The following is a 23,947-nucleotide window of genomic DNA, read 5'->3' as shown; positions in this document are numbered from 1 at the left end:
CCGTGGGCCAGTCGATGGTGAGGCCGCGGGTGTGGAGGGTGCCGAGGGCGGTGGTGACAGCTGCTGCTTCCGGGCGGTTGGCGCGGAGGGCGGCTATGCCGTCGCCGTCGGCCAGTGATGTCAAGGTGCCGTCGGGGCCGAGTTCGAGGAAGGTGGTGGTGCCGAGGGTGCGGAGGGTGGTGAGGCCGTCGGCGAAGCGGACGGTCTCCCGGACGTGGCGGACCCAGTATTCGGCGGTGAGCAGTTCGTCGCCTGCGACGGCACCGGTGACGTTGGAGACGATGGGCAGGGTGGGGGAGTGGAACGCGACGGTGCTCAGCAGGGTGGCGAAGTCGTCCAGCATCGCGTCCATGCGGGGCGAGTGGAAGGCATGGCTCACCCGCAGGCGCCGGGTCTTGACCCCGCGGGCGGACAGCACATCGGCGATGCCCTGCACGGCATCCTCGTCACCGGACAGCACCAACGACTCGGGGCCGTTGACGGCGGCGATGGCGACGCCGTCCGTCAGCAGGGGCAGGACGTCACCCTCGGAAGCGGCGACGGAGACCATGGCACCGCCGACAGGCAGCGCCTGCATCAGACGGCCGCGCGCGGCGACCACACGTGCCGCGTCTTCGAGGGACCACACCCCCGCCACGTGCGCGGCGGCAAGCTCACCGATGGAGTGGCCGAGGAGGTGGTCCGGCTTCACTCCCCACGAGGAGAAGAGGCGGTAGAGCGAGACTTCGAGGGCGAAGAGGCCGGCCTGGGTGTAGACCGTCTCGCTCAGCAGGTCGGCGGCGTCGCCCCAGACGACGTCGGTGACGGGCCGGTCGAGGTGGCGATCGAGTTCCGCGCAGACCTCGTCCCACGCCTGGGCGAAGACGGGGTACGAATTGTGCAGCTCGCGGCCCATGCCCAGTCGCTGGGAGCCCTGGCCCGTGAACAGCACGCCCAGTCCACCGGCCACCGGAACACCGGCAGCCATGGACTCCAGTCCCGCGAGGAGTTCCTCGCGGTTCGTGCCCACGACCACCGCGCGATGCGACAGCGCCGCACGCGACGAGGCCAATGACCAGCCCACGTCCGCCGGATCCAGCTCCGGATCGTCGTTCACGAAGGACTTCAGGCGCTCGGCCTGCGCCCGAAGCGCAGCCTCGCCCTCACCCGACACCACCCAGGGGATCGCAGGAAGTTCGGCCCGCTCCGTCCTGGACTCCGTCTCCGTAGACGCCTGTTCGAGTACGACGTGGGCGTTGGTGCCGCTCACGCCGAACGCGGACACACCGGCCCGCCGCGGCCTGTCGGCCCCGGGCCACTCCGTCCGCTCGGTCAGCAGCTCCACCGCGCCCGCCGCCCAGTCGACGTGCGTCGACGGCTCGTCGACGTGCAGGGTCCGGGGCAGCACGCCGTGCCGCATCGCCATGACCATCTTGATGACACCGGCCACACCCGCAGCAGCCTGCGTGTGACCGATGTTGGACTTCACCGAGCCCAGCCACAACGGCCGGTCCTCCGGCCGGTCCTGGCCGTACGTGTCCAGCAGCGCCTGCGCCTCGATCGGGTCGCCCAGCTTCGTACCCGTACCGTGCGCCTCGACCGCGTCGACATCAGCCGTCGCCAGACCGGCGTTCGCCAACGCGGCACGGATCACGCGCTGTTGGGACGGTCCGTTGGGCGCGGTCAGGCCATTGGACGCGCCGTCCTGGTTGACGGCGGAGCCCCGTACCACGGCCAGGACCGGGTGGCCGTTGCGCCGGGCGTCGGACAGCCGCTCCACGAGGAGCATGCCGACGCCCTCGCCCCAGCCCGTACCGTCCGCGCCGTCGGCGAAGGACTTGCACCGGCCGTCGGCGGCGAGCCCCCGCTGGCGCGAGAACTGGACGAACGTGCCCGGTGTCGCCATGACCGTGACGCCGCCGGCAAGCGCGAGCGAGCACTCGCCGTTCCGCAGCGCCTGCACCGCCAGGTGCAGGGCCACCAGCGACGACGAGCACGCCGTGTCCACCGTCACCGCCGGCCCCTCGAGGCCGTAGGTGTAGGACACCCGGCCCGAGGCGACGCTCGCCGCCGTGCCGATCCCGACGTATCCCTCCAGCTCGTCCGGCACGGCGGGCAGCCGCGAGACGTAGTCGGAGTACATGAGTCCGGCGAACACACCGGTCCGGCTGCCCCGCACCGAGGTGACGGGGATGCCCGCCCGTTCGAAGACCTCCCACGACGCCTCCAGCAGCAGCCGCTGCTGCGGATCCATCGCCAGTGCCTCGCGGGGCGAGATGCCGAACAGGCCGGGGTCGAAGTCGGCGACGTCATGGACGAACGCGCCCTCGCGGGCGTACGAGCGGCCGGCGCGGTCGGGGTCCGGGTCGTACACGCCCTCCAGGTCCCAGCCGCGGTCGGCCGGGAACCCGCCCACCGCGTCCACCGCCGAATCGGTCAGCCGCCACAGGTCCTCCGGAGAGGCGACACCGCCCGGAAAGCGGCAGCTCATCCCGATGATCGCGATCGGTTCCCGGCTCTTCGCCTCGACGTCGCTGAGGCGTTGCCGAGTCTGTCGCAGATCGGCGGTGAGCTTCTTCAGGTACGCGAGAACCTTCTCGTCGTTCGACATCCGTGCGCCATTCCCCTCGATGACTACTGGTCGGAAGTTCTTGTCGGTCATGACCCATCGAGTTCCTGGTCGATGATGCCGAACATGTCTTCCAGTGAGGCGGATTCCAGGTCCTGCTCAGCCCCGTCTGTTTGCGCAGGTCGTTGCATGTCGTTCCACATCGCAACGATGGAATCCAGCCGTGGCGACAGCCTCTCACGCAGAGTGGTGTCCTCGGCCATGGCGGATATCACAGAAACGATCTTGTCCAGTTCCCTGAGCCGGACCTCGACCGGGTCGGCGGCCTCCGGCGCGACCTGCGCCAACAGGTGCGCGCCCAGCGCGGCCGGAGTCGGATAGTCGAAGATCGCCGTCGCGGGCAGCCGGACCCCGGTGGCGGCGGTCAGCCGGTTGCGCAGGTCGACCGCGGTCAGCGAGTCGAAGCCGATCTCCTGGAACGTCCGCGTGGCGTCGACCGCCCCCGCGTCCGCGTGCCGGAGCACCGCCGCGACCTGGCCGCGGACCAGTTCCCCCACCACCTGGCTCTGCTCGGCCGCCGGCAGCCCGGCCAGGCGGCGCCGCAAGGCGCCCCCGCCGTCGCCGGTTTCGGCCGCCCGCCGCACCGGCGCCGGCGCCAGGCCGCGCAGTACGGGCGGCACGGCACCGGCCGCCGCCAGCGCCCGGACGTCCAACGGGCTGGCCACGAGCGCCGCATCGGCGCTCCGGCACGCCGCGTCGAACAATTCCAGGCCCTGCTCGACGGACAGCGGCAGCGCACCCTTGCCCCTCATCCGGGCCAGGTCGTCGTCCGACAGGTGCGTGGTCAGTCCACTGCGCTGCTCCCAGAAGCCCCAGGCGACGGACACGCCCGCCTGCCCCTGAGCCCGCCGGTGCGTCGCCAGAGCGTCGAGGAAGGCGTTGGCCGCGGCGTAGTTGGCCTGGCCGGCGCTGCCCAGGACCCCGGCGGCGGACGAGAACAGGACGAAGGCGTCCAGTTCCAGATGACGGGTCAGCTCGTGGAGGTGCCACGCCGCGTCCGCCTTCGGACGCAGGACCGCACCCATCTGCTCGTCGGTCAGCGAGCCGACGACCCCGTCGGCGACCGCACCGGCCGTGTGCACGACGGCCCTCAACCCCGGGACGCCGTCCAGGAGCGCGGCCAGCTCCGCACGGTCGCCCGTGTCGCACGCGGCGATCCGGACCCGGGCGCCCAGCGCCTCCAGCGCGGCGGCCAGTTCCCCGGCCCCCGGCGCCCCGGCACCGCTGCGGCTGGCCAGCACCAGGTCCCGGGCGCCGTGCTCGGACACCAGGTGCCGGGCCACCAGACCGCCGAGGGTCCCCGTCCCGCCCGTGATCAGTACCGTGCCACGGTCCCAGGCGGGTGCGTCCCCGCCGGGCGCGGCCGCCTTGGCCAGCCCGGGCACCAGAACCCTGCCCGCCCGGATCGCCACGTCCGGCTCTCCCGCCGCGAGCACCGCGGGCAGGACAGCGAGCCCCGAGTCGTCGTGGTCGACCACCACGATCCTGCCGGGATTCTCCAGCTGCGCCGTCCGCAGGAGACCCCGTACGGCGGCCCCGGCCAGGTCCTCCACGTCGTCGCCCGCCGACACGGCCGCCGCACGGCGCGTCAGCACCACCAGGCGGGTACCGGCGAACCTGTCGTCCGCCAGCCACTCCTGGACCACCCGCAGCACCCGGTGCAGGCCGGCCGCGGTCGCCTCGGCGGCCGAACCGTCGCGGGCGTCGTGCGGGCACGGCACCAGCAACACGTCCGGCACCCGCTCGATCACGGCCAGGTCGTCGGCGAGCTCCAGCGACACCCCGGCCGTCTCCAGCGCGGAGGTCAGCTTCAACTCGTCGTCATGGCCGCCCAGCAGGCTCCAGGAAGCCGCCGACGCCGGATCGGACACGACGGGAACGGGCACCTCCGTCCAGTCCAGTCGGAAGAGCGCGTCGACCTGACGGCCACCGCCCGCCTCGAGCAGCTGCCGCTGCCCGGCCAACGGGCGCATCACCAGCGAGTCGACGGCCAGCACCGGCGCGCCCACCGCGTCGGCGACCTGCACCGTCACGGCATCCGTACCGGCGGACCGCAGCGCGACACGTACCGTCGAGGCGCCCACGGCGTGCAGGCTCACCCCGTTCCAGGCGAAGGGCAGATAGCCCTGGTCCGGTTCGGTGACGAACGCCCCCAGCGCGAGACCGTGCAGCGCCGCGTCCAGCAGCGCCGGATGAATCCCGCACCGTGCGGCATCGCTCCACGCCCCTTCGGGCAACGCCACTTCCAGGAACACGTCGTCCCCACGGACCCAGGCCGCGCGCAGACCCTGGAAGGACGGGCCGTAGCGGTATCCCCGGTCGGCCATCCCCTCGTACACCTCGCCGACACCGAGCTGCTCGGCGCCCGCCGGGGGCCAGACCCGGAGATCCTCCGACGCCTCCGATGCCCCCGCCGGACCACCCGTGCCCAGCACGCCGGTGGCATGACGGACCCAGTCGCCGTCGCGCCGGGAGAACACCGTGAGCGCCCGGTGACCGAGCTCGTCCGCACCGCCGACCGACACCTGGAGCTGAACGGTCTCGTGCTCCGGCAGCACCAGCGGCTCGTGCAGAGTCAGCTCGTCCAGCACATCGCAGCCGAACCGGGCTCCCGCTTGCAGCGCGAGCTCCACGAAGGCGGCTCCCGGAAGCAGCACAACACCCAGCACCGTGTGGTCGGCCAGCCACGGCTGCCCGGCCAGCGACAGCGCACCGGTCAGCACACAGCCGTCCGAGTCGGGCAGCGGCACCACCGCACCCAGCAGCGGGTGGTCGACACCGCCCAGGCCCAGCCCGGACGCGTCACCCGTACCGCGCCCCTGGGCCAGCCAGTAGCGCTCGTGCCGGAAGGCGTAGGTCGGCAGCTCCACCTGCCGGGCGCCCGTGCCCTCGAACACGGACCGCCAGTTCACTTCGGCCCCCGCGACCGAGACCTCTGCCAGCGACCTCAGGAACCGCCGGGCGTCGCCTTCGTCGCGCCGGAGGGAGCCGGTCACGACGGCCTGGACACCGATGGCGTCGGCGGTGTCGTGGATGCCGACGGTGAGGACGGGGTGGGGGCTGGTTTCGATGAAGACGGTGTGGTTGAGGGTGAGGAGGTTGTCGATGGTGTTCTGGAATTCGACGGTGTGGCGGAGGTTGCGGTACCAGTAGGCCGCGTTCAGCTCTGCTGTGTCGGTGAGTTCGCCGGTGACGGTCGAGTAGAAGGGGACATCGCCCGTGCGGGGCTCGATCGGAGCCAGTGCTTCCGCGAGTTCGTCCTCGAGCTGTTCGACGTGAGCGGAGTGGGAGGCGTAGTCGACGGGGATGCGCTTGGCCTGCGGGAACTCGGCCAGGATTGCGCCCAGCACGTCGTTGTCGCCCGAGACGACCGTCGAGGCCGGTCCGTTGACGGCGGCGATGGACAGTCCGTCCCGGCCGCGGAGCTGGTCGGCGGGCAGGGGTACGGAGACCATGCCGCCCTGACCCGACAGTGAGAGCAGGGCCTTGCTGCGGAGGGCGACGATGCGGGCGCCGTCCTCCAGTGAGAGCCCGCCCGCGACGCATGCCGCTGCGATTTCGCCCTGGCTGTGGCCGACGACCGCGGCGGGGGTGACGCCGTAGGAGCGCCAGAGCTCGGCGAGGGAGACCATGACGGCCCACAGCACCGGCTGCACCACGTCGACGCGGCGCAGAGCCTCTTCATCGGCGAGGACGTCGAACAGTGACCAGTCGACGAACGCGCTCAGCGCAGCAGCGCACTCCCGCATCCGCTCGGCGAACACCGGCGAGGAGTCGATGAGTTCCAGCGCCATGCCGGTCCACTGCGACCCCTGACCGGGGAAGACGAACACGGTCTTGCGACCGGATTCGGCGGCGCCGCCGCTCTCCAGCATGTCGAGGCCGCGCAGGAGTTCGTCCCGGTCCGTGCCCACGACCACCGCGCGGTGCGAGAGCATCGCCCGCGTCGAGGTCAGCGACCAGCCGACGTCCACCGGGTCCAGCTCCGGGCTGCTCTCCACGAACGACTTGAGGCGTTCGATCTGTGCCCGCAGGCCGTCCTGACCGACACCCGACAGCACCCACGGCACGGCGGCCGGGGCGACGCGGTCGGCCTCCGGCCCGGTCGCCACCGCCGGTGCCTCTTCGAGGATCACGTGGGCGTTCGTGCCGCTCACGCCGAAGGCGGACACACCGGCCCGGCGGGGGCGCCCGGCGGCAGGCCACGGCGTCTGCTCGGTGAGCAGTTCCACGGCACCGGCCGTCCAGTCGACGTGCGGGGTGGGCTCGTCGACGTGCAGCGTGCGCGGCAGGACGCCGTGTCGCAGGGCCAGGACCATCTTGATGAGGCCGGCCGCACCGGCGGCGGCCTGCGTGTGCCCGATGTTGGACTTGACCGAGCCGAGGAGCAGCGGCCGGTCGGCCTCGCGCCCCTGGCCGTACGTCGCGACCAGTGCCTGGGCCTCGATGGGGTCGCCCAGGGTCGTGCCCGTGCCGTGCGCCTCCACGGCGTCGACGTCCGCGGTCGACAGACCGGCGTTCGCCAGCGCCTGCTGGATGACCCGCTGCTGAGAGGGCCCGTTGGGGGCCGTCAGGCCGTTCGAGGCGCCGTCCTGGTTGACGGCGGAGCCGCGTACGACAGCCAGGACCCGGTGCCCGTTGCGCTCGGCGTCCGAGAGCCGCTCCAGGACCAGCACGCCGACGCCTTCGGCGAATCCGGTGCCGTCGGCCGCCGCGGCGAACGCCTTGCAGCGGCCGTCGGCCGCCAGGCCGCGCTGGCGGGAGAACTCGACCAGCAGGTCCGGCGTCGGCATGACCGCCACGCCACCGGCCAGCGCCAGCGTGCTCTCGCCCCGGCGGAGGGATTCGCAGGCCCAGTGCACGCTGACCAGCGAGGAGGAGCAGGCGGTGTCCACGGTGACCGCGGGGCCCTCGAGCCCCAGCGCGTAGGCGACGCGGCCGGAGATCACCGACGTCGAGTTCCCGGTGAGCAGGTACCCCTCGGAGCCCTCCGGGGTCGAGGGCTGGTCCGCTCCGTACGTGGTCGAAGCGGCGCCCGCGAAGACACCGGTGCGGGTGCCCTTCAGCGTGTGCGGATCGATGCCGGCCCGTTCGAACGCCTCCCAGGACGCCTCCAGCCACAGACGCTGCTGCGGGTCGGCGGCCAGCGCCTCACGGGGCGAGATCTTGAAGAACCCGGCGTCGAAGTCCGCTGCGCCCTGCAGGAACCCGCCGGCCCGCGCGTAGGTGGTGCCGGAGCGGCCGGGATCCTGGTCGTAGAGCGCCGCGAGGTCCCAGCCGCGGTCGGTGGGAAGGCCGGACAGGGCGTCCCCCTCGGTGACCAGCAACTGCCACAGGGCCTCGGGCGAGTCCACGCCGCCCGGCAGGCGGCAGCTCATGCCCACGACGACGATCGGGTCGTCGGCCGGGAGCGCTGCCACGGCCGACGGCACGTCCTCCGTCACCACCACGGCGCCGAACAGCTCCTGCTCGAGGAACGCGGCGAGCGCGTCCGGCGTCGGGTGATCGAAGATCACCGTGGCCTGGAGGCGTCGGCCGGTCGCGGTGCGCAGCCTGTTGCGCAGTTCCACCGCGGACAGCGAGTCGAAGCCCAGCTCCTTGAACGGCCTGTCCGCGGTCACCGACTCCGCGCCGCTGTGTCCGAGCACGGCCGCGGCCTGGGTACGGACCAGGTCGACGAGCGCGGCGTGCCGCTCGGCGGCCGCCAGGCCCGTGAAGCCCGGGCCCGCGAGGCCACCGTCGTGGGCGCCGGTGCCGGACGCGGCACGGGAGAGAGGGACGGCACCGGCGACCGGGGCACCGACGACGCCGCGCAGCAGCGGGGGCACGGTGCCCGCGCTGAGCGGGGCCGCATCGAGGCGCACCGGGACCAGCAATGCGTCGCCTGTGGTCAGCGTGGCGTCGAAGAGCCCGAGCGCGTCCTCGGTGGACAGCGGCCGGACCCCGGCCCGTGCGAGCCGGGCCGGCTCGACGTGTTCGGTCAGCTCACTGCGCTGGTCCCAGAAGCCCCACGCGAGGGAGACCGCGGGCAGGCCCTGCGCCCTGCGGCGCGCGGCCAGCGCGTCGAGGAACGTGTTGGCGGCCGCGTAGTTGCCCTGCCCGGGGCCGCCCAGCACTCCGGCCGCCGAGGAGAACAGCACGAATCCGGCGAGATCCAGGTCCCGGGTCAGCTCGTGCAGATGCCATGCCGCGTCCACCTTCGGGCGCAGCACCGTCCGGACCCGGTCCGGGGTCAGGGAGCCGATCACGGCGTCGTCGAGCACGCCCGCGGTGTGGACCACCATCCGCAGGTCCGCTATCGACGCCACCAGCCCGGCGGCCGCGTCCCGGTCCGCGAGGTCGCACGCGACCACCCGGACCCGCGCGCCGGCCGCTTCGAGCTCGGCGACCAGCCCGGCCGCCGCGGGGGCGGCACCGCCGGAACGGCTCGCCAGTACCAGCTCGCGCACCCCGTGCTCGCGCACCAGGTGCCGGGCGACCAGACCGCCCAGCGTTCCCGTCCCACCGGTGATCAGTACGGCTCCGTCGCACACCGGCTGCGGAATGGTGAGGGCCAGTTTGCCGACGTGGCGCGCCTGCGACAGGAAGCGGAACGCCTCGCCGGCCCGGGCGACGTCCCAGACCCTCAGCGGCAGCGGGGTGAACACCCCCTGCTCGAACAGCGCGACCATCTCGGAGAGGAGCCGGCCGAGCCGGTCCGGGCCCGCTTCGAGCAGTTCGAAGGCCCGGTACGCCACGGCGTGGCCGGCCAGTACCTCGTCCGCGTCACGGACGTCGGTCTTGCCCATCTCGATCATTCGCCCGGCCGGGCGGAGCAGCCCGAGGGAGGCGTCGAGGAGCTCGCCGGTCAGCGAGTTCAGCACCACGTCCACACCGTCGGGCGTCACCGCGCGGAACCGGTCCGCGAAGCCCGTGGACCGGGAGGAGGCGATCCGCTCCTCCGCGACCCCGAGCCCGCGCACCGCGTCCCACTTCGCCGGGCTCGCGGTGGCGAACACCTCCGCACCGAGCCAGTGCGCCACCTGCACCGCGGCCATGCCGACGCCGCCGGCCGCCGCGTGGACGAGCACCGACTCGCCGCGTCGTACCCCGGCCAGGTCGATCAGCCCGTACATCGCCGTGAGGAACGCGACCGGAGTCGCGGCCGCCTGCGCGAACGACCACCCGGCCGGCACCGGTGCCACCAGCCGGTGGTCGGTGACTGCCACCGGCCCGAAGGAGCCGGAGAACAGGCCCATCACCCGGTCGCCCGGAGCGACGTCTTCCACCCCGGGGCCGACCTCCAGGACGACTCCGGCGCCCTCGCTGCCCAGCAGGCCGGCCTTGTCCGGGTACATCCCCAAGGCCAGGAGCACGTCACGGAAGTTCACCCCGGCGGCGTGCACCGCCACCCGGACCTGGCCGCTGTCCAGCGGCCCTGACACCTCGGGGCAGGCCACGCGGGCCAGACCCTCGAGGGTGTCCCCGCCGGTGGCCGCCAGTCGCCAGCCGCTTTCTGCCGCATCTGCCGCATCTGCGAAGGCTGTTTCACCCTTGCCGACATGCGTCAGCCTGGGGACGAGCGCGACGCCGCCGCGCATTGCCACCTGCGGCTCGTCGGTGCGCAGAACGGCCGGGAGCGGGGACAGGTCCTCGTCCGGCAAGTCGGCCAGGACGAAACGACCGGGGTTCTCCGTCTGCGCGGTACGCACGAGACCCCACACGGCCGCGGCCGCCAGGTTCTCCGGGCTCTCGCCGGCCGCCGTCGCCACCGCGCCGCGCGTCACCACCACGAGCCGTGAATCGGCGAACCGGTCTTCCGCCAGCCATACCTGAACCGCCCCCAGCACCCGGCTGACCAGCGCGTGAACCCCGTCCGGGCTCTCGTCCACGTCAGCGGCGGGCTCGAGCACCACCACCGCGGGCAGCTCTGTCAGCTCTGCCAGCTCAGCGGCGGAGGAGACGGTGACGAGCGCCGCCCCGTCCGACGAGGGCAGGGCGAGTTCGGTCCAGTCCACCCGGAACAGCGCCTCGGCGCGTGCACGGTCGAGCCGGTCCGCGGCCATAGGCCGTAGGACCAGGGACTCCGCCGACAGCACTGGCGCGCCCGTGGCATCCGCCACCCGGACGGCCATCGCGTCCGGACCCGCGGGCGACAGGGCCACCCGCAGGGCCCGCGCACCCACCGCGTGGAGGGTGAGCCCGGACCAGGCGAAGGGAAGGTGGGGCTGTTCCGGCTCGGATACGAACGTCCCGAGTCCGGCACCCTGCAACGCCGCGTCCAGCAGCGCCGGATGCAGACCGCACCGGTCCGCGTCGCTCTCGGCCGCACCGGGCAGCGCGACCTCGGCGAACACCTCGTCCCCGCGGCGCCAGGCGGCACGGAGCCCCTGGAAGACGGGTCCGTAGGCGTAACCGCGCGCGTCCATGGACGCGTAGACATCGGTGAGGTCCACCGGCGTGGCCCCCGCAGGAGGCCACACGTCCAGGCGGTCGACGGCCGCCCCGGTGTCGTCACTCAGGCTGCCGGTGGCATGCCGCACCCACTCCGCGTCCCGGCCCCGCCGGGAGTACACCGTGACCGGCCGCCGCCCGGCTTCGTCCGGTCCGCCGACCGAGACCTGTATCTGAGTGTCGCCGTGCTCGGGCAGCACCAGCGGCGCCTGCAGGGTCAGCTCGTCCAGGTGCCGCAGACCGAGCTGGAGACCGGCTTGCAGAGCCAGCTCCACGAACCCGGTGCCCGGCAGCAGGACCTCGCCGAGTACGGCGTGATCACGCAGCCAGGGGTGGGTCGCGGTCGACAACGAACCGGTCAGTACACAGCCGTCGGCGTCCGGCAGCGACAGCACCCCGCTCAGCAGCGGATGGGCGAGCCCGGTCAGCCCGGCGCCTGCCACGTCACCGCCGCCACGGACCGGGTCCAGCCAGAACCACTCGTGCTGGAAGGCGTACGTCGGAAGGTCGACCCGCCGGGCACCGGCACCCGCGAACACGGGCTCCCAGTCCACTGGGACGCCCTCGACGTGCAGCAGCCCGAGCCCGGTGAGGAACTGGGCGAGTCCGCCCTGGTCGCGACGGAGGGACCCGGTGGCCACGACGGTGATGTCCTTGGCGTCGGCGGTGTCCTGTACGCCCACGGTCAGGACGGGGTGGGGGCTCGCTTCCACGAAGACGGTGTGGCCGAGGGCGAGCAGGTTCTCGATGGTGTTCTGGAACTCGACGGTGTGGCGGAGGTTGCGGTACCAGTAGGCCGCGTCGAGTTCGGCCGTGTCCGTGAGCGCGCCCGTCACGGTCGAGTAGAACGGAATGTCTCCCGTGCGGGGTGTGATCGGCGCCAGTGTTTCCGCGAGTTCGTCCTCGAGCTGCTCGACGTGGGCGGAGTGGGAGGCGTAGTCGACGGGGATGCGCTTGGCCTGCGGGAACTCCGTCAGGATCGCGTCCAGCACGTCGTTGTCGCCCGAGACGACCGTCGAGGCCGGTCCGTTGACGGCGGCGATCGACAGTCCGTCACGACCACGCAGCTGGTCCGCGGGGAGGGGTACGGAGACCATGCCGCCCTGACCCGACAGTGCGAGCAGGGCCTTGCTGCGCAGGGCGACGATCCGGGCGCCGTCCTCCAGGGACAGGCCGCCCGCGACGCATGCGGCCGCGATCTCGCCCTGGCTGTGGCCGACGACCGCTGCCGGTGTGACGCCGTAGGAGCGCCAGAGCTCGGCGAGCGAGACCATGACGGCCCACAGCACCGGCTGCACCACGTCCACGCGGCGCAGCGCCTCTTCATCCGACAGGACGTCGAACAGCGACCGGTCGACAAAGGCGCTGAGCGCCTGGGCGCACTCCCGCATCCGTTCCGCGAACACCGGCGAGGACTCGATCAGCTCCAGCGCCATGCCGGTCCACTGCGAACCCTGACCGGGGAACACGAACACCGCACCGGACGGCGAGCCCGCCGCACCGGTCACCACACCCGGGGCCGGCGCACCGCCCGCCACCGCGTCCAGTCCACGCAACAGGTCCTCGCGACCCGCGCCCACGACCACCGCGCGGTGCGAGAGCATCGCCCGCGTCGACGTCAACGACCACGCCACATCCTCCGGAAGCAGCTCCGCATCCGCGGCCACGAAGGACCGCAGCCGCTCGGCCTGGGCACGCAGCGCGTCCTCGCCGGCGCCGGACAGCACCCACGGAACCGCCGGCAGCTCGGCGCGCTCCACCGCGGTCCCGGCCGGCGCCTCGGGCGCCTGCTCCAGGACGACGTGGGCGTTGGTGCCGCTCACGCCGAACGCGGAGACGCCGGCACGTCGCGGCCTGTCGATCCGCGGCCAGTCCGTCCGCTCGGTGAGCAGCTCGACGGAGCCGGTCGTCCAGTCGACGTGCGGGGTGGGCTCGTCGACGTGGAGGGTCCGGGGCAGCACGCCGTGCCGCATCGCCATGACCATCTTGATGACACCGGCCACACCCGCAGCGGCCTGCGTGTGCCCGATGTTCGACTTCACCGAGCCCAGCAGCAGCGGCTGGTCGGCGTCGCGGTCCTGGCCGTACGTGGCCAGCAGCGCCTGGGCCTCGATCGGGTCGCCCAGCTTCGTGCCCGTACCGTGCGCCTCCACCGCGTCGACGTCGGCCGTCGACAGACCGGCGTTCGCCAGCGCCTGGCGGATGACCCGCTGCTGCGCGGGACCGTTGGGGGCCGTCAGACCGTTCGAGGCGCCGTCCTGGTTCACCGCGGTCCCACGGACCACGGCCAGGATCTGGTGCCCGTTGCGCTCGGCGTCCGACAGCCGCTCCACGAGGAGCATGCCGACGCCCTCGCCCCAGCCCGTACCGTCCGCGGCCGCGGCGAACGCCTTGCAGCGCCCGTCGGCGGCCAGCGCACGCTGGCGGGAGAACTCCACGAAGATCTCCGCGGTCGTCATCACGCTCACGCCGCCGGCCAGGGCCAGCGTGCACTCGCCCGACCGCAGCGCCTGCACCGCCAGGTGCAGGGCCACGAGCGACGACGAGCACGCCGTGTCCACCGTCAGCGCCGGGCCCTCCAGCCCCAGCGCGTAGGCGATGCGGCCGGACATCACCGCGGCCGAGTTGCCGGTGGCCGCGCGGCCCTCGAAGTCACCGGTCTCATCGGCCTTCAGCAGGGACGCGTAGTCCTGGCCGTTCGTACCGGTGAACACGCCGGTCGCGCTGCCCTTGAGCGACTCGGGGGCGATGCCGGCCCGCTCGAACGCCTCCCAGGACGCCTCCAGCAGCAGCCGCTGCTGCGGGTCCATCGCGACGGCGTCGCGCGGCGAGATCCCGAAGAACCCGGCGTCGAACCGGCCGGCGCCGTACACGAAGGCGGCCGTCCGGGTGTACGAGGTACCGCGGTGATCGGGGTCCGGGTGGTACAGGTTCGCGGTGTCCCAGCCGCGGTCGACGGGGAGGTCGCCGAGCGCGTCGGACCCGCTGTCGAGCAGCCTCCACAGGTCCTCGGGAGAGCCGACGTCCCCCGGGAACCGGCAGCTCATGCCGACGATGGCGATCGGCTCGTCCGCCGCTGCGACGGTCGCCCGGACCGGCTCCGCCCGGCCCGGCAAGTCGTCGAACAGTTCACCGCGCAGGTACGCGACCAGGGCGAGCGGCGAGGGGTGGTCGAAGGTCACCGTGGCGGGCAGGCGGAGCCCGGTGGCGCCGTTGAGCCGGTTGCGCAGCTCGACGGCGGTGACGGAGTCGAATCCCGTCTCGTGGAACGCCCGGCCGATCTCGACCGCGTCCGGGCCGCTGTGGCCCAGGACGACCGCGACGTGGCGGCGGACCAGGTCCAGAAGCGCACGGTCGCGCTCGGCGTCGTTCATCCCGGCGAGCCGCTCGGCGAAGCCCGAACGCTCCGGCGCGGCCCCGGCGTTCTCCGCGCCGACCCCGCCTTCGATCAGCGCGCGCACCTCGGGTACGTCGCGCATCAGCGGGCTCGGCCGGGTCGCGGTGAACGCGACGTAATGGCGGTCCCAGTCGATCTCGGCGACCGTGACGACGGTGTCGCCCTGCTCGACCGCGCGCCCCATGGCCGCGGCGGCCATCTCCGGGGCCATCTCCGGGACTCCGTGTCGCCGGGCGACGTCGCCGACGCCGCCTTCGCCCATTCCGGCACCGGCCCACAGGCCCCAGGCCACGGACGTCGCCGGCAGGCCCTCGGCCCGGCGCTGCTCGGCCAGGGTGTCCACGAAGACGTGACCGGGTGCGTAGTTGCCCTGTCCCGGGGCGCCCAGCGTGCCGGACAGCGACGAGAACAGCACGAACGCGGAGAGGTCCATGTCGCGGGTCAGCTCGTGCAGGTTCACCGCACCGTCGATCTTGACACTCAGGACCCGTTGCAGCTGGTCCGTGGTCAGCGAGCCGATCGTGCCGTCGTCGAGCACGGCCGCGGTGTGCACCACCGCGGTCAGCGGCCCCACGTCGGCCAGCAGCGCCGCCAGGGCGTCCCGGTCGCCGACGTCGCACGCGGCGACCGTCACCCGCGCACCGAGCGCCTCCAGCTCCTCCACCAGCCGGCCGGCGCCGGGCGCGGCCATGCCCCGGCGGCTGGTCAGCACCACGTGATCCGCGCCCTGGCCCGCCAGCCAACGGGCGACGTGCCCACCCAGCGCGCCGGTGCCGCCGGTGACCAGCACCGTCCCGGCCGGGCGCCAGGTCGTCACGCCCGGCTCACGCGTCGGGGCGTGCGCCAGCCGGCGTCCGAACAGGCCGGCCGCGCGCACGGCGACCTGGTCCTCGTCCGAGGCACCGGCCAGCACGCCCGCCAAAAGGGCCTGCGCCCGCTCGGTCACGCTCTCCGGCAGGTCGACCAGCCCGCCCCAGCGCAGGGGCTGCTCGAGGGCGACCACCCGGCCGAGGCCCCAGGCGAGCGCCTGCTTGCGGCTGGTGGCCACGTCGCCCTCGCCCAGCGATACGGCCCCCCGGGTCAGACACCACATCGGCGCCTCCATCCCGGCGTCGCCGAGAGCCTGCGCCAGCAGCAGCGTCATCGCGTATCCGCGGGGCACGGCCGGGTACGCGGGGTGGGCGCGCTCGTCCATCGCCACCAGCGACACGACGCCGTTGATGCGCGGGTGTTCCGCCAACAGGCCCCTCAGCCGCCCGGCGAGGGCGGCGCGGTCCAGGTCGGACTCGTCCAGCACGACCGTGTGCGGCTCGGCGCCCTGGCGGGTCAGGGCGCCGGTGACCCCGGCGACCCACTCCTCGTCGGGCTGACCGTCGGTCACCAGGACCAGCCAGGTGCCGGTCAGGGAGGTGGCACCGGCCGCGAGCGGCTTCCAGTGGATCTTGTACCGCCATGAGTCCATGGTGGAGACGTCACGGCGCTCGCGCCGCCACTGGGACAGCGCGGGCAGCACCTCGCCCAGGGGCTCCCCGGCGACGCGCAGGGTCGCCGCGAGCGACTCCAGGTCCTCGCGCTCGACCGCGGCCCAGAACTCGGCGTCCAGCGCACTGGCGGCGGGCCGGGCGTCGACGGAATCCAGCCAGTAGCGCTCCCGCTGGAACGCGTACGTCGGCAGGTCCACCCGGCGCGCGCCCTCGAGCAGCGGCCGCCAGTCGACGTCGGCACCGTGCACGTACGCCTCGGCCAGCGACGTCAGCATGCGCCTCAGGCCACCGTCGTCCCGGCGCAGCGAACCGAGCACCACGCCCTCACGGCCCGCCGCCTCGACGGTCTCCCGCACGCCCGCGGTCAGCACGGGGTGCGAGCTCGCCTCGATGAAGAGGGTGTGGCCGAGGCCGAGCAGCTTCTCGATGACGCCCTGGAACTCGACGGTGTGGCGGCCGTTGCGGTACCAGTAGGCCGCGTCCAGCTCTGCCGTGTCGGTGAGCTCGCCGGTGACGGTCGAGTAGAACGGGACGTCGCCCGTGCGCGGTGTGATCGGTGCCAGCGCTTCGGCGAGCTCGTCCTCGATGCGTCCGACATGGGGGGAGTGGGAGGCGTAGTCGACGGGGATGCGCTTGGCCTGCGGGAACTCCGCGAGCAGTGCGTCCAGGACGTCGTTGTCGCCGGAGACGACGGTCGAGGCGGGCCCGTTGACGGCGGCGATGGACAGTCCGTCCCGGCCCCGCAGTCGATCCGCCGGCAGGGGGACCGACAGCATGCCGCCCCGGCCGGACAGCGCCAGCAGCGCCTTGCTGCGCAGGGCGACGACCCGGGCGCCGTCCTCCAGGGACAGGCCACCGGCGACGCATGCGGCCGCGATCTCACCTTGGGAATGGCCCACGACAGCGGCGGGGGTGACGCCGTACGAGCGCCACAGCTCGGCGAGGGAGACCATGACGGCCCACAGCACCGGCTGCACCACATCGACGCGGCGCAGCGCCTCTTCGTCCGACAGCACGTCGAACAGCGACCAGTCCACGAACGGGCTCAGCGCCTCGGCGCACTCCCGCATCCGCTCGGCGAACACAGGCGAGGACTCGATGAGTTCCGTGGCCATCCCGGTCCACTGCGAACCCTGACCGGGAAACACGAAGGTCACCTTGCGGCCGGGCACCGCCGCCGCGGCGACCACGCCCGACGCCGGCTCGTCCTGCGCCAGCGCCGCCAGTCCCGCCAGCAGTTCGGCACGCTCCCCGCCGAGCACGACCGCGCGGTGCTCGAGCGCCGTCCTGCCGGCGAGGAGGGAGAAGGCCACGTCCGCCACGCGCCGCTGCTCGGGGGCGTCCGCCACCCAGGTGCGCAGCCGCTCGGCCTGAGCCCGCAGGGCGCGCCGGTCCCGGCCGGAGACGATCAACGGGATAACAGGGCCGGGCGCGGCGGCTTCGTTCTCCTCCGCAGGCAGCTCGGAAACCGGTGCCTGTTCGAGGATGACGTGGGCGTTGGTGCCGCTCACGCCGAACGACGACACGCCCGCGCGCCGGGGCGCACCCGTCTCGGGCCACTCCGCCTGCTCGGTGAGCAACTCCACGGAGCCGGTCGTCCAGTCGACGTGCGGGGTGGGCTCGTCGACGTGCAGGGTCCGGGGCAGCACTCCGTGCTGCATCGCCATGACCATCTTGATGACGCCGGCGACGCCGGACGCCGCCTGCGCGTGCCCGATGTTCGACTTCACCGAGCCCAGCAGCAGAGGCCGGTCCCGGTCCTGGCCGTACGTGGCCAGCAGCGCCTGCGCCTCGATGGGGTCGCCCAGCGTCGTACCCGTACCGTGCGCCTCCACCGCGTCCACGTCCTGCGGCGACAGGCCCGCGGTCGCCAACGCGGCGCGGATGACCCGCTGCTGCGAGGGACCGTTCGGGGCCGTCAGACCGTTCGACGCGCCGTCCTGGTTCACCGCCGAACCCCGCACCACCGCGAGGATCCGGTGCCCGTTGCGTCGCGCGTCCGACAGCCGCTCGACCAGCAGCATGCCGATGCCCTCGGCGAAGCCGGTGCCGTCGGCCGCCCCGGCGAACGCCTTGCAGCGGCCGTCCCGGGACAGCCCACGCTGACGCGAGAACTCCACGAAGACCGTGGGGGTGGACATCACGGTCACGCCGCCGGCCAGCGCCAGCGAGCACTCCCCGAGACGCAGCGCCTGCACGGCCAGGTGCAGGGCGACGAGCGACGACGAACACGCGGTGTCCACGGTGACCGCCGGGCCCTCGAGGCCGAACGTGTACGCCACGCGGCCCGACGCCACGCTCGCCGCGGCACCCGTGCCCAGGTAGCCCTCGACACCCTCCGGCGGGGTCGACAGACGGGTGAGGTAGTCGTGGTGCATCACTCCGGTGAACACACCGATCCGCTCACCCTTGACCGAGCCGACCGGGATGCCAGCGCGCTCGAACGCCTCCCAGGACGCCTCCAGCAGCAGCCGCTGCTGCGGATCCATGGCGGTCGCCTCACGCGGCGAGATCCCGAAGAGCCCGGCGTCGAACTCGGTCGCGTCGTGCAGGAACCCGCCGTCGCGCGCGTACGACGTGCCGGGGGTGTCGGGGTCGGGGTCGTAGAGGCCGCTCAGGTCCCAGCCGCGGTCGCCCGGCAGGCCGCCGATCGCGTCACCACCGGACCGCACCAGGTCCCACAGTTGCTCCGGCGAGGCGATCCCGCCCGGATAGCGGCAGCTCATGCCGACGATCACGATGGGATCGTCGGCGACGAGCACGCCCGGCACGGGCGCGGCCGCCCCCTCGTCCGAGCCGAGCACCTCGGCGAGCAGGTGCCCGGCCAGGACGCGCGGCGTGGGGTAGTCGAAGACGGCGGTGGCCGGCAGCCGTACGCCCGTGGCCGCACTGATGCGGTTGCGCAGTTCCACGGCGGTCAGCGAGTCGAAGCCGACCTCCTGGAACGTCCGCGACGCGTCCACCGTGTCCGCCGACGCGTGGCGGAGCACCGCCGCGACGTGATGGCGGACCAGTTCCAGCACGACCTCGTCCCGTCGGGCGGGGTCCACGTCGGCCAGTCGCCGGCCGAGTGCGGTGGTGGCGGCGCCGTCGGCGGTGCCGGTGGAGTCGGCGGCGCGCCGGATCGGGGTACGGACCAGGTCGCGCAGCACCGGAGGCACGTGGTCGGTGCCCGCCCACGCGCTCGGGTTCAGCGGGGCGGCCAGCACCATCGCCTCGTCGGCGGCCAGCGCCGCGTCGAACAGCTCCAGCGCCTGCGTGGTGGACATCGGCAGCGCGTGGGCGCGTGCCAGGTCCTCATCGGAGAGTCGCTCGGTCAGTTCGCTGCGCTGTTCCCAGAAGCCCCAGGCGATGGAGGTGGCGGGGAGGCCGGTGGCGCGTCGGTGTGCCGCGAGGGCGTCGAGGTAGACGTTGGCGGCGGCGTAGCCGGCCTGGCCTCCGTTGCCGAGGATGCCGGCGGCGGAGGAGAAGAGGACGAAGGCGGAGAGGTCCAGGTCGCGGGTGAGTTCGTGGAGGTGCCGGGCGGCGTCCGCCTTGGGTGCCATGACGCCGTGCAGTCGCCCGGCGTCGAGCGAGGTGACGACGCCGTCGTCGAGGACGCCGGCCGTGTGGACGACCATGCGCAGGTCGTCGATGGAGCGGACGACCTCCGCGATGGCGTCGCGGTCGGCCACGTCACAGGCGACGACCCGTACCCGGGCGCCCAGCGCTTCGAGTCCGGTGGCGAGTTCGGCCGCTCCCGGGGCGGTGTCGCCCCGGCGGCTGACCAGCACGAGATCGCGTACGTCATGGGCGATGACGAGATGGCGGGCGACGAGTGCGCCGAGGGTCCCGGTGCCGCCGGTCACCAGCGCCGCACCCCGGGCCGGCTCGGGGTCGGCGCCACGCCGGGTCGTCACCAGACGGGGTACGAGCACGCGCCCGGCCCGCACGGCCAGCTGCGACTCGCCCGAAGCGGACGCGGCGGCGATGTCGGGCAGCGCCGCACCGGCCTCGTCGACGTCCACGAGCACGAACCGGTCCGGGTTCTCGGTCTGAGCCGAACGCACCAGACCCCACACGGCGGCGCCGTCCAGGTCCGGTACGTCCTCGCCGGGCGCGGCCGCTACCGCGCCGTGGGTGACGACGACCAGTCGCGCGTCGGCGAAGCGTGCGTCGGACAGCCACTGCTGGACGACGTCCAGTACCGCGGCCGGGTCCGTACCGTCGACCCGTACCCGGTCGGGCACGGCCTCGTCCGGTCCCAGTGCGGCGAACTCCGCGAGAGCCGGGCCGTCCTGCGTGCCGAGGGCACGCTCCACCCACTCCACACGGAACAACGCGTCGACCGCACCGCCACGGGCGTCGTACAGCTGCTGGGCGGTGACCGGGCGCAGCGCCAGCGACCGTGCCGACAGGACGGGAGCGCCGGTGGTGTCCGTCGCCCGGAGCGCGATCGTGTCGGGGCCGGCCGGGGACAACACGACCCGCAGGGTCGTCGCGCCCACGGCGTTCAGCGTGACGCCGCTCCAGGAGAACGGCACGTACGCCTGCCGGTCGTCGGAGACGAAGTCCCCGAACCGTATGCCGTGCAGCGCGGCGTCGAGCAGGGCCGGGTGCACCGCGCACCGGGCGGCGTCACCGCGTGCCTCCTCCGGCACGACGATCTCGGCGAACACCTCGTCACCGCGGCGCCAGGCGCCGCGCAGGCCCTGGAACACCGGGCCGTAGGCGTAGCCGCGCTCCGCCAGAGAGGGGTAGAGGCCGCCGACGTCGAGGCGCTCGGCGCCGGCCGGCGGCCAGGCCTCCGGGGTGTGCTCGTCGCGTGCGGCGGCGCTCAGGGCACCGCTGGCGTGCCGGATCCACTCGCCTTCCCGGCAGGAGTACACCGACACCGACCGGCGCCCGGCATCGTCGGCGTCGCCGACCGACACCTGGACCTCGACGGCACCGCGCTCCGGGAGCACCAGCGGCCCCTCCAGCGTCAGTTCCTCCACCACGTCGCAGCCGAACCGCAGGCCTGCCTGCAGGGCGAGCTCGACGAAGCCCGTACCCGGCAGGAGCACGACACCGGAGAGCGCGTGGTCCCCGAGCCAGCGATGGGTCGCCTGCGACAGTCGGCCGGTCAGCACGCAGCCACCGGAGGCGGGCAGCGTCACCGTCGCGCCCAGCAGCGGGTGATCGAGCGCGCCCAGCCCCAATGAGGAGGCGTCACCCTGCCCGGGAGCGGGGGTCAGCCAGTAGCGCTCCCGCTGGAACGCATAGGTCGGCAGCTCCACCCGGCGCGCGCCGGCGAGTGCCGGGAGCCAGTCCACGCGTACGCCGTGCACGTGCAGCCGTGCGAGCGACGAGAAGAACTGCGCGAGGCCGCCTTCGCCGCGCCGCAGCGAACCGGTCACGACCACCTGCTCGCCGGCCGCCTCGGCGGTGTCCTGGACACCCGTGGCCAGCGCCGGGTGGGAGCTGGACTCCACGAACACGCGGTAGCCGTCCGCGAACATCGACCGCAGCGCACCCACGAAGTCGATCGGCATGCGGGCGTTGCGGAACCAGTACTCCGCGTCGAGCCCGGCGGTGTCCAGCAGCCCGCCGGTCACCGTGGAGTAGAACGGTACGTCGGCCCGGCGCGGGGTGACGTCCGCCAGCAGCTCCAGCAGCCGGTCCCGCAGCGGCTCGACCTGAGGGCTGTGCGAGGCCACCGTCGCGGGCACGACCCGGGCGCGCACCTCGTCCTTCACGCACGCGGCGACGAACTCCTCGAGGCTCTCCGGGGCGCCGGCCACCGTGGTGGCCGCGGGCCCGTTGACGCCGGCCACGGCCAGGCGCCCGCCCCACGGCTCGATCCGTTCGGCCACCTGCTCCGCCGGCAGGGCCACCGAGGCGATGGCGCCCTTGCCCACCAGCGTCTCGGAGAAGAGCCGGCTGCGCAGCACCACGATCTTCGCCGCGTCCTCCAGCGACAGCGCCCCCGCTACACAGGCCGCCGCGATCTCTCCCTGCGAGTGGCCGACCACGGCGGACGGCTTCACCCCGTAGGAGGCCCACAGCTCCGCGAGCGACAGCATCACCGTGAACAGCACCGGCTGGACGACCTCGATGAGGTCGAGCGACGGCGCTCCGGGCACGCCGCGCACCACGTCCTCGACCGACCAGTCGTAGTAAGGCTCCAGGACGGCCGCGCACTCGGCGAACCGCCGGGCGAAGGCCGGGGAGGTCTCCAGCAGCTCGACGGCCATGCCCGCCCACTGCGATCCCTGACCCGGGAAGACGAACACCACACCGGCGTCGGGCCCCGCCACCCCCTCGACCACGTTCGCGGCCGGCTCCCCGGCCGCCAGCGCCGAGAGCCCGCGCAGCAGTTTCTCCCGGCCGGAACCGGTCACGACCGCACGGTGCGACAGTGCCGAGCGCGTCGTGGCCAGGGTCCAGCCCACGTCGGAGGGGTCCAGCTCGTCCGCCGCGGCGGCCAGCCGTGCGGCCTGGGCCCGCAGCCCGTCCTCGCCGTGGCCCGAGAGGACCCAGGGAACGGCCGGCGCCCCGGCACCCGGAAGGGCAGGCTCCGCCCCGGGTGCCGTCCCGGGCTCCGCCCCGGCCTCGGAGTCGTCCGCGGCCGGCGGCTGTTCCACGATCACGTGGGCATTGGTGCCGCTCACACCGAACGCGGACACACCGGCCCGCCGGGGCCGCTCGCCCTCGGGCCACGCCGTGTTCTCGGTCAGCACCCGCACCGCGCCGGCCGACCAGTCCACGTGCGGGGTGGGCTCGTCGACGTGGAGGGTCCGGGGCAGCACGCCGTGCCGCATCGCCATGACCATCTTGATGACACCGGCGACGCCCGCCGCCGCCTGGGTGTGACCGAGGTTCGACTTCACCGAGGCGAGCCACAGCGGCCGGTCCCGGTCCTGGCCGTACGTGTCCAGCAGCGCCTGCGCCTCGATCGGGTCGCCCAGCTTCGTACCCGTACCGTGCGCCTCGACCGCGTCGACGTCCGACGCGGCAAGACGGGCGTTGGCCAGGGCCGCGCGGATCACCCGTCGCTGGGACGGCCCGTGGGGCGCGGTCAGGCCGTTCGAGGCGCCGTCCTGGTTGACGGCGGAGCCCCGCACCACGGCCAGGACCGGGTGGCCGTTGCGCCGGGCGTCGGACAGCCGCTCCACGAGGAGCATGCCGACGCCCTCGCCCCAGCCCGTACCGTCCGCGCCCGCCGCGAACGCCTTGGAACGGCCGTCGGCAGCCAGGCCGCCCTGGGCGGACAGCTCGATGAACGTGCTGGGGGTCGTCATGATCGTGACGCCGCCGGCGAGCGCGAGCGAGCACTCGCCGTTCCGCAGGGCCTGCACCGCCAGGTGCAGGGCCACCAGCGACGACGAGCAGGCGGTGTCCACGGTGGCCGTCGGGCCCTCCAGGCCGAAGGTGTAGGCGACCCGGCCGGAAATCACGCTGGCCGCGCTGCCCGTGCCGAGGTGCCCCTGCACCTCGTCGCGCGCCGCGCTGAGAATCGTGGCGTAGTCCTGGCCGTTGGTGCCGATGAACACGCCCGTCGAGCTGCCCTTCACGGACTCCGCGGACAGGCCCGCACGCTCGAACACCTCCCAGGAGGTCTCCAGCAGCAGCCGCTGCTGCGGGTCCATCGCGATGGCCTCGCGCGGCGAGATCCCGAACAGCCCGGCGTCGAAATCGGCGATGTCGTGCAGGAACCCGCCGTACCGGGTGACGGACGTGCCGGAGCGGCCGGCCGGGTCGAAGAGGCCGTCCAGGTCCCAGTCACGGTCGCCGGGGAAGTCCGCCACCGCGTCGCCGCCCGCGGACACGAAGTCCCACAGCGCCTCCGGAGAGGCGATGCCGCCGGGGAAACGGCAGGTCATGCCCACGATCGCGATCGGTTCGTGGTTCTTCGCCTCCACGTCCTGAAGGCGCTGCCGAGTCTGCCGCAGATCCTTCGTCATCTCCTTCAGGAAATGACGAAGCTTCTCTTCATTCGACATCGCAGACTGCCCTTTCAACGTGGTACTGAGCTCATTCGACGGGGAAACGGGGTTCGACGGA

The 23,947-nt window shown here is 73.5% G+C and carries 2 protein-coding genes (1 of these 2 running past the window's edge); both read right to left on the bottom strand.

Annotation, left to right across the window (positions count from 1 at the left end; all coding sequences use genetic code 11):
* Positions 1-2,641: the 5' portion of a type I polyketide synthase gene (locus tag ACIGXW_RS12535; protein WP_399572544.1), read on the bottom strand. 28,817 nt of this gene lie to the left of the window's left edge; 2,641 of the gene's 31,458 nt are visible here — the first part of the coding sequence; the start codon lies at positions 2,639-2,641; its stop codon lies beyond the left edge, outside the window.
* The gene (locus ACIGXW_RS12530; RefSeq protein ID WP_399572542.1) at positions 2,638-23,886 is read right to left on the bottom strand and encodes a type I polyketide synthase; all 21,249 of its coding nucleotides are present in this window, start codon (positions 23,884-23,886) and stop codon (positions 2,638-2,640) included. The genes ACIGXW_RS12535 and ACIGXW_RS12530 overlap by 4 nt, the downstream gene beginning before the upstream one ends.
* Positions 23,887-23,947 lie beyond the last annotated feature (61 nt).

The sequence above is a fragment of the Streptomyces sp. NPDC053079 genome (assembly GCF_044546695.1).
Taxonomy (GTDB): Bacteria; Actinomycetota; Actinomycetes; order Streptomycetales; family Streptomycetaceae; genus Streptomyces.
Note: the sequence above shows the minus strand (reverse complement) of the source record. Positions and strands in the feature narration are given on the sequence as shown.